Raw genomic sequence first — 13,097 nt, 5'->3', positions numbered from 1 at the left:
TAATCAAGTACTACTGAAGAACTTCGATACCGGGCAGTTGTTTGCCCTCAAGGTATTCCAGCGACGCACCGCCACCGGTGGAAATATGCGAGAAACCGTCCTCGGGCAGGCCGAGTTGGCGCACCGCGGCCGCCGAGTCACCGCCGCCGACGACGCTGAACGCGCCCTTGCCGGTCGCCCCGATGATGGCCTCGGCCACACCCTTGGTGCCGGCGGCGAACGCCGGGAACTCGAACACACCCATCGGGCCGTTCCAGAAGATCGTCTTGGCGTTCGACAGCAGCGCCGCGAACCGCTTCACCGACTCCGGTCCGATGTCCAGGCCCATCTTGCCGTCGGGGATCGCGTCGGCCGCCACCGTCTCCGCCGGCGAATCGGCTGCGAACTTCTCGGCGACGACGATGTCGACCGGCAGGTGCAGCACGTCGCCGTAATCGTCGAGCAGCTTTCGGCACGTGTCGATCATGGACTCTTCGAGCAGCGAGCTACCGACCGAAAGCCCCTGCGCGGCAAGGAAAGTGAAGCACATGCCACCGCCGATGATCAGGCTGTCGGCCTTGGTGGCGAGGTTCTCGATCACGGCGAGCTTGTCCGAGACCTTCGACCCGCCCAGCACCACGGCGTAGGGCCGCTGCGTCGATTCGGTGAGCTGGGCGAGCACCTTGACCTCGGTGTCGACCAGCGTGCCCGCGTAATGGGGCAGCAGCGTCGCGACGTCGTACACCGACGCCTGCTTGCGGTGCACCACACCGAAGCCGTCGGAAACGAAAGCACCATCCTCGCCGACGAGCTCGACGAGCGCCTTGGCCAACGCCAGCCGCTCGGCGTCGTCCTTGCTGGTCTCCCGCGGATCGAAGCGGATGTTCTCGAGCAGCAGGATGTCGCCGTCGGTCAGGCCCTCGGCGCGGGCCAGGGCGTCGCTACCGACCACGTCACCGGCGAGCTGGACGTGCCGACCGAGCTTGTCGGCCAGCGCCGCGGCCACCGGCTTCAGCGAGAACTTCGGGTCGGGTTCACCTTTGGGCCGGCCCAGGTGCGCGGTCACGACGACCTTGGCGCCCGCGTCGCTGAGTGCCTTCAATGTCGGCACGGACGCGATGATCCGGCCCGGATCGGTGATGGTGTCGCCGTCGAGGGGGACGTTCAGGTCGGAGCGCACGAGCACGCCCCGCCCCGAAACTCCCTCTGCGAGCAGGTCTTCGAGAGATTTGATCGCCATCGGGCTACAGCGACTTGCCGACCAGGCCGACGAGGTCGACCAGCCGGTTGGAGTAGCCCCACTCGTTGTCGTACCAGGACACGACCTTGGCCTGGTTGTCGATGACCTTGGTCAGCCCGGCGTCGAAGATCGAGCTGTGCGGGTCGGTGACGATGTCGCTGGACACGATCGGCGCGTCGTAGTACTTGAGGATGCCCTTGAGCGGGCCGTCGGCGGCGGCCTTCATCGCCGCGTTGATCTCGTCGGCCGACGCGGCCTTCGACAGCTCGGCGGTCAGGTCGGTGCACGACCCGGTCGGGATCGGCACGCGCAGCGCGTAGCCGTCGAGCTTGCCCTTGAGCTCGGGCAGCACCAGGCCGATGGCCTTGGCGGCACCGGTCGAGGTCGGCACGATGTTCAGCGCGGCAGCGCGGGCACGGCGCAGATCCTTGTGCGGGCCGTCCTGCAGGTTCTGGTCCTGGGTGTAGGCGTGCACCGTGGTCATCAGGCCCTTGACGATGCCGAACTCGTCGTTGAGCACCTTGGCCAGCGGGCCGAGGCAGTTCGTGGTGCAGGAGGCGTTGGAGATGATGTTCTGGCTACCGTCGTACTTGTCGTCGTTGACGCCGAGCACGATCGTGATGTCCTCGTCGCTCGCGGGCGCGGAGATGATCACCTTCTTGGCGCCGGCGTCGAGGTGGCCCTGCGCCTTGGCGCGGGCGGTGAAGATGCCGGTGGACTCGACGACGACGTCGACTCCGAGGTCACCCCACGGCAGCGCGGACGGCCCTTCCTTGACCTCGAGCGCTTTGATCTTCGTGTCGCCGACGACGATCGTGTCGTCGCCCTCGAGGCTGACCTCGTACGGGAGCCGGCCCAGGATCGAGTCGAACTTCAGCAGGTGGGCCAGCGACGCGTTGTCGGTGAGGTCGTTGACCGCGATGATCTCGATGTCCGTGTTCTTGCCCGCCTGCTTCTGCGCGTCCAGGGCGCGGAAGAAGTTGCGCCCGATACGGCCGAAACCGTTCACGCCTACCCGGATCGTCACGTCAGTCTCCTACTCGGTTCGTTGAACTTCTCGCAGTCGTTGAAACACTCGCAGCCAGCCTAGTGCGTGGCGTTGTACATGCGCGCGGTTGCCCCGGGACTGCTCTAGTGCACCGCCGCGGCCTGGTCGACGAAGGGATTGCCGAGCCACTTCCGGCGCAGCCGTTGCAGCGTGCCGTCCTCCTCCAGCTCTGCCTGCCCCACCTGCAGACGCGCCAGCAGCGCGGTGTCCTCCCCCGCCACCGCGATCGCGATCTCGTCGACCGACAGCCCCCGCGCCACCACCTCGACGTCGGGCACGTCACGGACCAGTTCACCGAGGACCGGCGCGAGGTCGATCAGCGCGTCACAGGCGCCCGAGGCCAGGTCGGCGACCGCGGCGACGAGCCCGCCGCGGTCACAGCGGCGCACCGTCAGCCCGTCGAGGTCGGCTGCCGAGTGCACGTGCGGCAGGCGGCGGGTGTTCACCGCGAGCCCGTCGCCGGTGATCACGTACGGAGGCAGGAAGGCCAGACCCTCGCTGCCGGTCGTCAGCCCGCCGAGGATGCAGTCGAACTCCCCCGCAGCGGCGACGCTCTCGACGGGCGTGGTGACGACGTCGTCGCCGAGGCGCTCGCCCAACGCGGCGATCAGGTCGACGTCCAGACCGCCGTCCTCGGCAGTGAAGGGTGGGTACGGCCCGACCAGCCCCGCCCGCAATGTGCCCATGACCCCACCGTAAGGGGTTTACTGTGCGCCCGGTGGGAGACGAATCGACAGACCTGCAGGCCGGCCCGACGCTGTTCCTCACCCGTCTGGGCGCGGCGATGATCGCCGCCGGATATCCGATCGGGACCGTGCGTACGACGCTGTCCACCTGCGCCGGCAGTTACGGCGTCACGGGCGAGATGCTGGTGTTGCCCAACCACATCCAGTTGAGCGGCGGCGACTCGCTGGAGATGAAAAGCGCCGAGGTCGAGGTGCGCTTCGACCAGACCTTTCCGCTGGCCACCCTGGTCGGGCGGGCCCGTCGCGGCGAGATCAGCCCGGTGGACGGCATCGCCGAGTTGGCCCGCATCGACGCGATGGACGCCCGCTTCGGCTCGTGGGCATTCGTGCTCGGCTACACGCTGCAGAGCGCAGCGTTCGCCCTCATCCTGCAGCCCAACCTGGTGGCACTCGGCGCGGCCACGCTGTTCGGGTTCGGTGTCGGGGTGGCCGGCGTGCTGGCCCGCCGCAGCGAACCGCTGACCCAGCTCCTTCCCGTGCTCGCGGCGTTCACGGTCGCGTTGTGCTCGTTCAGCCTGGGCCGCCTGCTGCATCTGGGCGAGGGCAGTCTGAGGGCACTGGCCCCTGCACTGGTGATGTTCCTGCCCGGCACCGCGATCACGCTGGCGGTCATCGAGCTCAGCACCCGCGACATGATCTCGGGCTCGGCCCGTCTGATCGCCGGCGCAATGCGGTTGGCGCAGTTGGCCTTCGGCATCCTCATCGCCGCCCAGCTGGTCGGTCTCACCGCGAGCGAACTCAGCGTGGCGGTGGTGGACCGGTTCGGGCCGTGGGCGCCGTGGGTGGGCTGCGCGCTCTACGCCGTCGGCCTCTTCCTGTACCACGGTCCGCCGACCCGCTTCATGGGCTGGATGCTGGTGATCCTGTTCGTCTCCTACGCCGGTCAGCTCGCCGGCAACGCGACGCTGGGGAGTTACGCCAGTGGTTTCGGCGGCGGACTGGCGCTGGCGCTGTGCGCGCTGTTCGTGGCGCGCCGGCCGAACACGCCGTCGGCCGCGACACTGCTGCTGCCCGGGTTCTGGCTGCTCGTGCCCGGCTCGCTGGGGTTCATCGGCGTCACGGAGTTGATCGGCAACGACAGCTCCGACGCCGTCGGGGTCACGGTGATCTCGATGATCTCGATCGCCCTCGGCATCCAGGCAGGGCTGCTGGTGTGGAGTGCGTGTCGGCAGTTGCCTGCCGCGCTCGGGCGCGGAGCGCGATACTGCCGTCCATGACCGATTGGGTGATCCCGACGATCACCGCCTCAGCCAGCCTGCTCGGCACCATGGTGGGCGGGATCGCGACGTACTGGACGGCGAAGAAGACGCACGAGCGCCAGAGCGTGGTCGACGAGGAACGGCAACGGTTCGACCTGTTGCGGGATACGACGATCCGGTTCGTCGCAGCGATGACGGAGATCTCGGTGGCCAGTACCGGGCTCACACAGCTGTCCGCGGAGTGGGCGGAGATGACCAAGAAGCTGGCCCGCACCACCGACCGCGAGGAATTCCTGGCGCTGGCGCGCGAGTCCGACCCGTCGATCCCCGAGAGCATGGATCGGCTGGCCGTGCTGTTCCGGGTGGTGCGCGCCACCGGGGTGCTCGAGGACGACGTCAAGCGCGCCATCACGCTGCTGACCGAACTGCGCCTGGTCGCGCCGAGCGACATCGCCGACAGTGCGCAGCGCGTCATCTACACCGCGTTCGCCCAGGAGATCACCAGTGCCCTGTCACTGGAGCAGCGCAACGCGGCCACCGACGCGTTCAACTCCTCGATCAACGACTTCGTCAACCGGGTGCGCCACTACATGCACGTCGAGGACCACGAGTTCGACGCGATCGACCGGGACACGCTCGAGCACCTGCTCGAACGCTAGATTCAGGCGTCCTCGAGCAGATCCGGCGTCACCGCCGACTCGGTGTCGGGGATGCCGTCGATCTTGGCCTTGCGGTCGGCCATCGACAGCAGTCGCCGAATACGTCCTGCCACAGCATCTTTGGTCATCGGCGGGTCGGCGAGCCGGCCCAGCTCCTCCAACGACGCCTGCCGGTGCGCGACACGCAGGCTGCCCGCGGCGGCCAGATGGTCGGGCACCGTGTCGCCCAGGATCTCCAGTGCCCGCTCGACCCGTGCGGCCGCGGCCACGGCAGCGCGGGCGGACCGGCGCAGGTTCGCGTCGTCGAAGTTGGCGAGCCGGTTGGCCGTCGCACGCACCTCGCGCCGCATCCGGCGCTCCTCCCAGGTCAACCGCGTGTCCTGGGCACCCATGCGGGTCAGCAGCGCGCCGATGGCCTCGCCGTCGCGGACCACCACCCGGTCGGCGCCGCGCACCTCGCGCGCCTTGGCGCTCACGCCCAGCCGGCGGGCGGCGCCGACGAGCGCCAGCGCAGCTTCCGGGCCCGGGCAACTCACCTCCAGCGCCGAGGAACGGCCCGGTTCGGTCAGCGACCCGTGCGCGAGAAATGCTCCCCGCCAAGCGGCTTCCGCGTCGGCCACGCTGCCGCCTACCACCTGGGCGGGCAGGCCGCGCACCGGACGGCCACGCAGATCCAGCAGCCCGGTCTGGCGCGCCAGCGCCTCGCCGTCCTTGGCCACCCGCACCACGTAGCGGGTGCTCTTGCGGATACCGCTGGCCGAGAGCACGTGCACGACGGCGTGGTAGCCGTACAGGTCGTAGATGTCCTTGCGCAGCCGGCGCGCGATGATGCCGAGGTCCACCTCGGCCTCGACGACGACCCGCCCCGACACGATGTGCAAGCCGCCGGCGAACCGCAACAGCGCGGCCACCTCGGCGCGGCGAGCGCTGACCGAATTCACCACGAGCCTGCTGAGCTCGTCTTTGACCTCGGCTGTCATCGCCACGGGTCGTCACCTCTCGGTCGGTTCACTGTCGGTGTGGGCACCGTCTGCGGTGTGCCGGGGGGTGCTGCTCCCCCTGGCGTGCCCCGTCGGAGCACGCCTTCCAGCGCCGCCGCCAACCTCGCGGGGTCATGTAAAGGTGTACCAGGTCGGCACACGTCGGCGAATTCGACGCGGGCCTCGAGCATCGTCGCAGTGCGGCGCAGTTGGTCCCGCTCACGCTCGCTGGGGACCCGCGACGAGTCGACGATGATGTCGTTGACCGTGAAGGTGGGCGCGTGCTGGGCCAGCACGTGGATGTGGCGCTCGACGGAGAACCCGGACGTCTCGCCGGGTTCGGCGACCAGGTTGAGCACCAGCGCGCGCCGTGCGGTGGTGCTCTGCAGGGCCGCGACCAGTTGGGGCACGAGCACGTGCGGGATGACGCTGGTGAACCACGAGCCCGGCCCGAGGACCACCAGATCGGCGTCCATGATCGCGTCGACGGCCTGGTGGGTGGCCGGCGGATCGCCCGGCAGCAACCGCACCCTGCGCACCTTCCCGACGGTCGTGGCGATGGCGACCTGACCGCGGATGGCGCGGCTGACCCGCGGGTCGGACTCCAGGCCGGCGACGTCGGCCTCGATGCTCAATCCCATCGGGCACATCGGCAACACCCGGCCCTTGACGCCCAGGATGCGACCCAGTTCGTCGAGCGCGGCCACCGGATCGGCGAGCACCTCGTTGAGGCCGGCGAGCATCAGATTCCCGATGGGATGGCCGGCGAGTGCGCCGCTGCCCCCGAAGCGGTGCTGGATGATGGTGGCCCACAGCCGACCGTGCGGGCTGTCGGATGCCAACGCCGCCAATGCCATTCGCAGATCACCCGGCGGCACGATGTCCAGTTCGCTGCGCAGCCGGCCCGACGAGCCGCCGTCGTCGGCGACCGTCACGATGGCGGTGACGTGCGGGGTGAGGCGCCGCGCCGCCGACAGGGTGGCGTACAGGCCGTGCCCACCGCCGAGGGCGACGATGCGCACACTCATTCGCGCCCCAGGTCCCGGTGCAGGACGCGCACCGTGAGCGCGGCGTCCTGGAGCCGGTCGGCCAGTGCCTCGGCCATGGCGACGCTGCGGTGTTTGCCCCCGGTGCAGCCGATGGCCACGGTCATGTAGCGCTTCCCCTCCCGCCGGTATCCGTCGATCACGACGTCCAACAGGTGATGGTAGGAGTCGATGAACTCCACGGCACCGGGTTGGCCGAGGACGTAGTCACGAACCCGGGGATGTTGCCCGGTGTGCGGGCGCAGCTCGTCGATCCAGTGCGGATTGGGCAGGAAGCGCACGTCCATCACCGTGTCGGCGTCCATGGGGAGCCCGTACTTGTACCCGAACGACTCGACGGTGACGTTGGTGTTGGCCACGGTTTCGGCCGCGAACGCGCGCTCGACGCTCTCCCGGAGACCGTGCACCGACAGAGACGACGTGTCGATCACCAGGTCCGCGGCGGCCCGCACCGGGGCGAGCAGTGCCCGCTCGGCGGCGATCCCCTCGGCCAGCGTCTGATTGCCCTGCAGCGGATGGCTTCGTCGATTCTGCTCGTAGCGGCGTACCAGCATGTCGTCGGACGCTTCGAGGAAGACCACACGGGGGGTGATGTCGCGCGCCGCCAACTCGCTGCGCACGCCGTCCAGGTCGCCGGTGAAGCCGCGAGAGCGCACGTCCATCACCACGGCCAGCTGGGTGATCCGCGAACCCGCGGCCAGCCCGAGGTCGACCATCCGCGCGATCAGCTCCGGCGGCAGGTTGTCGGCGACGTACCATCCCAGGTCTTCGAGGACCTTGGCCGCGGTGCCGCGACCGGCTCCCGACAGACCGGTCACCAGGACCACGTCGATTCCGCCCGATTCGCTGTGCATGTCCGCTTCTGTCATCCCGTCACCGTGCTCCGATCATCGCCGATCTGCGACGCCCCCGCCCCGTGTTCGGTGTGCTGTTGCGCATCGGGTTCAACAACCGGGTCGGCTGAAGGTGCCTCGTCGACCGTCACCCCCAGCGCCTCCAGCACGGCCGTGGCCGTGGCCACGCCGATGCCGGGCACGGCGGTGATCTCCTCCACCGACGCCTGACGCAGCCGCGCCAACGAACCGAAGTGCGTCACCAGCGCCTTGCGCCGGTGCTCCCCCAGTCCCCGCACCGAATCCAGCGCCGAGGCGGTCATCCGCTTCGACCGCTTGCTGCGGTGATAGCTGATCGCGAACCGGTGGGCCTCGTCGCGGACCCGCTGCAGAAGATACAGCCCGTCGCTGTTGCGGGGCATGATCACCGGGTCCGCTTCGGACGGCACCCACACCTCTTCGAGCCGCTTGGCCAGCCCGATCACCGCCACATCGGTGACGCCGAGGTCGTCGAGCACCGCCGCGGCCGCGTTGACCTGCGGGGCGCCGCCGTCGACGACGAACAGGTTGGGCGGGTATGCAAAACGTCGAGCACCGGCGGCCTCTCGGTCATGCTGCACGGGCTGCTGGGTGTCGCGCAGATGGCGGTGGAACCGGCGGCGGGTGACCTCGGCGATGGAGGCGACGTCGTCGGAGCGTCCGTCCCCGGCAGCCTCGCGAATCGCATAGTGCCGGTAGTCGGACTTGCGGGGCAGCCCGTCCTCGAACACCACCAGCGACGCGACCACGTCGGTGCCCTGCACGTGGCTGATGTCCACGCACTCGATGCGCAACGGCGCATCCTCGAGCCCCAGGGCTTCTTGGATGCTCTGCAGCGCAGCGCTTCTCGCGGTGAAGTCGCCGGCACGCTTGAGCTTGTGCTGGTTCAGTGCCTGCTCGGCGTTGCGCTGCACCGTCTCGGCCAACGCGCGCTTGTCACCCCGCTGGGCGACCCGCAGCGACACCCGCGACCCGCGCAGCTGGCACAACCAGGTCTCCAGTTCGGGGGCCGTCTCGGGCAGGACCGGCACCAGCACCTGCTTGGGCACCGGGTTGGTGGTTTCGTCACCGCCCTCGTCGGCGGCGCCACCGAGCGCGGCCTGGTCGCCGTAGAACTGGGTGAGGAACTGCTCGACCAGGTATTCGAGCGTGGATTCCCCTGGCTCACCGGACTTTTCGATCACCCACCCGCGTTGGCCCCGCACTCGGCCACCCCGCACGTGGAACACCTGCACGGCTGCTTCGAGATCGTCATCGGCGAATGCGACCACATCGGCGTCGGTGCCGTCGCCGAACACGACCGCCTGTTTCTCCATCGCCCGGCGCATCGCGCCGATGTTGTCGCGCAACCGGGCCGCGCGCTCGAAGTCCAGGTCCTCGGACGCGGCGTTCATCTGCTGTTCCATCTCGCGGATCAGCCGATCGGTCTTACCGGCCAGGAAGTCGCAGAAGTCCCCCACGATCCGGCGGTGCTCGTCGGCGCTGACCCTACCGACGCAGGGCGCCGAACACTTGTCGATGTAGCCGAGCAGGCAGGGTCGCCCGATCTGGCTGTGCCGCTTGAACACTCCGTTGGAGCAGGTGCGGGCCGGGAACACGCGGGTGAGCAGATCGAGGGTCTCGCGGATGGCCCACGCATGGGAGTACGGCCCGAAGTACCGGACTCCCTTGCGCCGCGGTCCGCGGTAGACCTTGAGCCGCGGATACTCCTCGTTGAGCGTGACCGCGAGCACCGGATAGGACTTGTCGTCGCGGTAGCGGATGTTGAACCGCGGATCGAATTCCTTGATCCAGTTGTATTCGAGCTGCAGCGCCTCGACTTCTGTGGTGACCACCGTCCACTCGACACTCGCCGCGGTCGTCACCATCTGCCGCGTGCGGGGCGCCAGCCCCGACAGATCGGCGAAGTAGGAGTTGAGCCGGCTGCGCAGGCTCTTGGCCTTGCCGACGTAGATGACCCGGCGATGCGCATCGCGGAATCGGTAGACGCCCGGCTCCACGGGGATCGACCCGGGAGCAGGTCGGTATGTCGCAGGATCCGGCACGGACCCAGGTTACTGCGACGCCCCGACGGGGCCGAGCGAGCCGGTGGCGGATGCGCCGATCGGCCGTGCGGAGCCGCGGGAGATCGTGACGAACGACACGGCAGACGGCGCGCTCACGGGTGCCGGCGGTTGATCCCGTCGGCACCCTGATAACGCTCCATCGCGGCGCGCACGCGATCCATCGCGTCGACGGCCCGCGCTTTGTCGACGGCCTGGATCGCCATCACCGGCACGTACTCGTCGTCGGGCAGATCCAGCCGGGCCCACCGCGCCCCCGGATGGAACGACAGGCCGCGCACCAGCTCCCAGTCGAACAGCCGGTAGCCGAACAGGTTCCGGACCGCGACACCGGCGGCGCCGACGCGCAGTCGTGGCCGGGCGAACAGGCAGACCGCCGCGCCGAAGACCACGCCGAGCGCGGCGATGGCGACCTGGTCGGAGGTCTGGAATATCACCCCGGTGGTGCCGACTTTGAGCAACACCCCCACGATCACGTGGGCGGCGACGATCACGACGGCGGCCGCGTAGGCGAATCTCGGGGTCAGGTGTGGCTTGACCTCCACATCCCACTCCCGATCCTGGCCGCTCATGACGGTGAAGCGAGCCCGCGCAGCGTCAACGCCGTCGACAGCGCCGCGGCGGCGGCCTGGGCGCCCTTGTCCTCGGCCGACTCGGGCAACCCGGCCCGATCGAGGGCCTGGTGTTCGGTGTTGGTGGTGAGCACGCCGTTGGCGACCGGGGTGGACTCGTCGAGCGACACCCGGGTCAGGCCCTGGGTCACCGCGTCGCACACATAGTCGAAATGCGGTGTCTCCCCGCGGATCACGACGCCGAGCGCGACCACCGCGTCATGGGTCCTGGCCAGCGCCTGGGCGACCACCGGGATCTCGATCGCCCCGAGCACGCGGACCACGGTCGGATCGGCGACCCCGGCCTCGGCGGCGGTGCGGCGCGCACCGTCGAGAAGCGCGTCGCAGATCGTCTCGTGCCACGTGCTCGCGACGATCGCCAGGGACAGCCCGGATGCGTCCAGCTCCGGCATGTCGGGAACGCCTGCGGCAGGGCTCATTTCGTGCCGCCCAGGTCGCCGGGCAGCGCCTCGTCGTAGTCCTCCAGGCCGACGAGGTCGTGGCCCATCCGGTCCCGCTTGGTCATCAGATAGCGAATGTTCTCGGAGTTGGCCCGCACCGGCAGCGGCACCCGTTCGATGATGTGCAGGCCGTAGCCGTCCAGGCCGACGCGCTTGGCCGGGTTGTTGGTCAGCAGGCGCATCGACCGCACGCCGAGGTCGACGAGGATCTGCGCGCCGGTGCCGTAGTCGCGGGCGTCGGCCGGCAGACCCAGCTTCAGGTTCGCGTCGACGGTGTCGTCACCGGCGTCCTGCAGCTGGTAGGCCTGGAGTTTGTGCATCAGGCCGATGCCGCGGCCCTCGTGGCCCCGCATGTAGAGCACCACGCCGCGGCCTTCCCGGGCCACCATCGCGAGTGCGGCGTCGAGCTGGGGGCCGCAGTCGCACCGACGCGAGCCGAACACGTCACCGGTCAGGCACTCCGAGTGCACGCGAACCAGAACATCGTGCCCGTCTTCGTGGGGACCGGCGATCTCGCCTTTGACCAGGGCGACGTGCTCGACGTCTTCGTAGATGCTCGTGTAACCGACGGCACGGAACTCGCCGTGCCGGGTCGGGATGCGGGCCTCGGCGACCCGCTCGATGTGCTTCTCATGCTTGCGGCGCCACTCGATGAGGTCGGCGATCGAGATCAGGGCGAGATCGTGTTCGTCGGCGAAGATCCGCAGCTCGTCGGTCTGGGCCATCGCGCCCTCGTCCTTCTGGCTGACGATCTCGCAGATCGTGCCCGCGGGCTGCAGGCCGGCCAGTCGGGCCAGGTCGACGGCGGCCTCGGTGTGCCCGGGGCGGCGCAGCACGCCACCGTCCTTGGCGCGCAACGGAACGACGTGTCCGGGCTTGGTGAAGTCATCGGCCACCGCGGTCGGATCGGCGAGCAGGCGCATCGTCGTCGCCCGATCAGATGCCGAGATGCCTGTTCCCACACCGTGTTTCGCATCGACGGTGACGGTGTAGGCGGTGCCGTGCTTGTCCTGGTTGACCGCGTACATGGGCAGAAGGCCCAGGCGGTCGCAGATCTCCCCGTCCAGGGGCACACAGAGGTAGCCGGAGGTGTAGCGCACCATGAACGCCACCAACTCGGGAGTGGCCTTCTCCGCGGCGAAGATCAGATCGCCTTCGTTCTCGCGGTCTTCGTCGTCGATGACGACCACGGCTTTGCCTGCGGCGATATCGGCCACCGCCCGCTCGACCGAATCCAGCCTCGTCATCCTCACCACCTTGCCGGTCCCCGTGCGGGAAACCACGTATGTCCCGTTCAGTATGAACCACGCGACAGCCCACGTTATTGCCCGCCTGAGTGGGGCCACGATACTTCCTGTCATGACGCACACCGACGCTCTCACGATCGGAGCCGTCGTCTTCGACGACGTGGACCAGATCGATGTCACCGGGCCCTATGAGGTCCTCGCGTCGTTGCCGAACGTGACGTTCACCACGTACGGGCTCACCGATGCGCCGGTTCGGGACTACCGCGGCCTGCGACTGCTGCCCGACGCCGTGATCGACGACGCCCCCCAGCTCGACGTGCTGCATGTGCCGGGTGGGCCCGGCCAGCAGGCGGTGATGGAGGACGAGCGGCTACTGGACTGGTTGCGCGCGCAGGCCACCGGCGCCCGGTGCGTGCTGTCGGTGTGCACCGGCGCGTTACTGCTCGGCGCGGCCGGACTGCTGCGGGGCCGTCAGGCGACCACCCACTGGGCCGCGCTGGACGTGTTGCCGATCCTCGGCGCGACCGCGCGCACCGAACGGGTGGTGACCGATGGCACATTCGTGTTCGGTGCCGGCGTCACCGCCGGGATCGACGCCGCCCTCGTGGTCGCCGCGATGCTGTACGGCGAGGACGAGGCCAAGGCCGCGCAGCTGACCATGCAGTACGCCCCCGAGCCGCCGTTCGGCGCGGGCTCGCCGGAGTCCGCACCCGAAGCGGTGCTGCGCACCGTCACCGACCGCCTGGCCGCCATGCGGCAGGCCCGCATCGACACGGCGCGGCGCATCGCCGCCCGCTGGGAATGACTACCTGCCCTGCCCCATCAGCCGCTCGACGTACTTAGCGACTAGGAGCGACCCAGCGCTGTGCCTGACCAGGAAGTCAGAGCTGAGCGTGTGAGCGCTATAGGCCTAAATATGTTTGACCTGGCTACCCGCGCCGGAACA

Annotated in this window: 13 protein-coding genes; 3 read left to right on the top strand and 10 right to left on the bottom strand. The window is 69.2% G+C overall.

The features are described 5' to 3' along the window. Positions 1-10: 10 nt before the first annotated feature. From ACXYX3_RS11445 to ACXYX3_RS11435, 3 genes are all read right to left on the bottom strand, one after another. Positions 11-1,219, bottom strand: coding sequence for a phosphoglycerate kinase (locus ACXYX3_RS11445; RefSeq protein ID WP_458611758.1), 1,209 nt, complete (start codon positions 1,217-1,219; stop codon positions 11-13). Between the two features lie 4 nt (positions 1,220-1,223). Continuing rightward, on the bottom strand, positions 1,224-2,246 hold the full coding sequence (gene gap, locus ACXYX3_RS11440) for a type I glyceraldehyde-3-phosphate dehydrogenase (RefSeq protein ID WP_458611757.1): 1,023 nt from the start codon (positions 2,244-2,246) through the stop codon (positions 1,224-1,226). 104 nt (positions 2,247-2,350) lie between these two features. Further along, the gene (locus ACXYX3_RS11435) at positions 2,351-2,953 is read right to left on the bottom strand and encodes an ABC transporter substrate-binding protein (protein ID WP_458611756.1); all 603 of its coding nucleotides are present in this window, start codon (positions 2,951-2,953) and stop codon (positions 2,351-2,353) included. Positions 2,954-2,985: 32 nt separating this feature from the next. Here ACXYX3_RS11435 and ACXYX3_RS11430 point away from each other — a divergent pair, with 32 nt between their 5' ends. Beyond that, on the top strand, positions 2,986-4,230 hold the full coding sequence (locus ACXYX3_RS11430) for a threonine/serine exporter family protein (RefSeq protein ID WP_458611755.1): 1,245 nt from the start codon (positions 2,986-2,988) through the stop codon (positions 4,228-4,230). Further along, a complete protein-coding gene (locus ACXYX3_RS11425; RefSeq protein WP_458611754.1) occupies positions 4,227-4,871 on the top strand; it encodes a hypothetical protein in 645 nt (214 codons plus the stop codon). Before ACXYX3_RS11430 ends, ACXYX3_RS11425 begins: the two co-directional genes overlap by 4 nt. Before the next feature lie 2 nt (positions 4,872-4,873). Here ACXYX3_RS11425 and whiA read toward each other — a convergent pair whose 3' ends face one another. The 7 genes from whiA to ACXYX3_RS11390 form a co-directional block, all read right to left on the bottom strand. Further along, positions 4,874-5,851, bottom strand: a complete 978-nt coding sequence (whiA, locus tag ACXYX3_RS11420) for a DNA-binding protein WhiA (protein WP_221361351.1) — start codon at positions 5,849-5,851, stop codon at positions 4,874-4,876. Beyond that, positions 5,848-6,879 carry a uridine diphosphate-N-acetylglucosamine-binding protein YvcK gene (gene yvcK, locus ACXYX3_RS11415; protein ID WP_241203741.1) on the bottom strand — a complete coding sequence of 344 codons (1,032 nt, stop codon included), beginning with the start codon at positions 6,877-6,879 and terminating at the stop codon, positions 5,848-5,850. The genes whiA and yvcK overlap by 4 nt, the downstream gene beginning before the upstream one ends. Then, positions 6,876-7,766 (bottom strand): RNase adapter RapZ, encoded by an 891-nt coding sequence (rapZ, locus tag ACXYX3_RS11410; RefSeq protein WP_241203742.1) that lies wholly within the window; start codon positions 7,764-7,766, stop codon positions 6,876-6,878. Before rapZ ends, yvcK begins: the two co-directional genes overlap by 4 nt. Continuing rightward, positions 7,763-9,814, bottom strand: a complete 2,052-nt coding sequence (uvrC, locus tag ACXYX3_RS11405) for an excinuclease ABC subunit UvrC (protein ID WP_458611753.1) — start codon at positions 9,812-9,814, stop codon at positions 7,763-7,765. Before uvrC ends, rapZ begins: the two co-directional genes overlap by 4 nt. 113 nt (positions 9,815-9,927) lie before the next feature. Beyond that, complete coding sequence (locus ACXYX3_RS11400) at positions 9,928-10,404, bottom strand: PH domain-containing protein (protein ID WP_458611752.1); 477 nt, start codon at positions 10,402-10,404, stop codon at positions 9,928-9,930. Next, positions 10,401-10,883 (bottom strand): 6,7-dimethyl-8-ribityllumazine synthase, encoded by a 483-nt coding sequence (gene ribH, locus ACXYX3_RS11395; protein WP_458611751.1) that lies wholly within the window; start codon positions 10,881-10,883, stop codon positions 10,401-10,403. Before ribH ends, ACXYX3_RS11400 begins: the two co-directional genes overlap by 4 nt. Continuing rightward, entirely contained in the window at positions 10,880-12,151 is a 1,272-nt protein-coding gene (locus ACXYX3_RS11390; RefSeq protein ID WP_458611750.1) for a bifunctional 3,4-dihydroxy-2-butanone-4-phosphate synthase/GTP cyclohydrolase II, read from the bottom strand. Before ACXYX3_RS11390 ends, ribH begins: the two co-directional genes overlap by 4 nt. Before the next feature lie 112 nt (positions 12,152-12,263). Between ACXYX3_RS11390 and ACXYX3_RS11385 the strand changes: the two genes are divergently transcribed. Beyond that, on the top strand, positions 12,264-12,956 hold the full coding sequence (locus ACXYX3_RS11385; RefSeq protein WP_458611749.1) for a DJ-1/PfpI family protein: 693 nt from the start codon (positions 12,264-12,266) through the stop codon (positions 12,954-12,956). The last annotated feature ends 141 nt before the right edge of the window (positions 12,957-13,097 follow it).

It is taken from the genome of Mycobacterium sp. Panama NTM2 (assembly GCF_054355555.1).
The sequence above is the reverse complement of the archived record's forward strand: the minus strand, read 5'-3'. Positions and strand labels throughout refer to the sequence as shown.

What these genes read in the sequence shown, in the direction of transcription:
- ACXYX3_RS11445 (WP_458611758.1), bottom strand. Translation starts at nt 1,219, where the DNA reads ATGGCGATCAAATCTCTCGAAGACCTGCTCGCAGAGGGAGTTTCGGGG.
- ACXYX3_RS11435 (WP_458611756.1), bottom strand. Translation starts at nt 2,953, where the DNA reads ATGGGCACATTGCGGGCGGGGCTGGTCGGGCCGTACCCACCCTTCACT.
- ACXYX3_RS11425 (WP_458611754.1), top strand. Translation starts at nt 4,227, where the DNA reads ATGACCGATTGGGTGATCCCGACGATCACCGCCTCAGCCAGCCTGCTC.
- whiA (WP_221361351.1), bottom strand. Translation starts at nt 5,851, where the DNA reads ATGACAGCCGAGGTCAAAGACGAGCTCAGCAGGCTCGTGGTGAATTCG.
- yvcK (WP_241203741.1), bottom strand. Translation starts at nt 6,879, where the DNA reads ATGAGTGTGCGCATCGTCGCCCTCGGCGGTGGGCACGGCCTGTACGCC.
- rapZ (WP_241203742.1), bottom strand. Translation starts at nt 7,766, where the DNA reads ATGACAGAAGCGGACATGCACAGCGAATCGGGCGGAATCGACGTGGTC.
- ACXYX3_RS11400 (WP_458611752.1), bottom strand. Translation starts at nt 10,404, where the DNA reads ATGAGCGGCCAGGATCGGGAGTGGGATGTGGAGGTCAAGCCACACCTG.
- ribH (WP_458611751.1), bottom strand. Translation starts at nt 10,883, where the DNA reads ATGAGCCCTGCCGCAGGCGTTCCCGACATGCCGGAGCTGGACGCATCC.
- ACXYX3_RS11390 (WP_458611750.1), bottom strand. Translation starts at nt 12,151, where the DNA reads ATGACGAGGCTGGATTCGGTCGAGCGGGCGGTGGCCGATATCGCCGCA.
- ACXYX3_RS11385 (WP_458611749.1), top strand. Translation starts at nt 12,264, where the DNA reads ATGACGCACACCGACGCTCTCACGATCGGAGCCGTCGTCTTCGACGAC.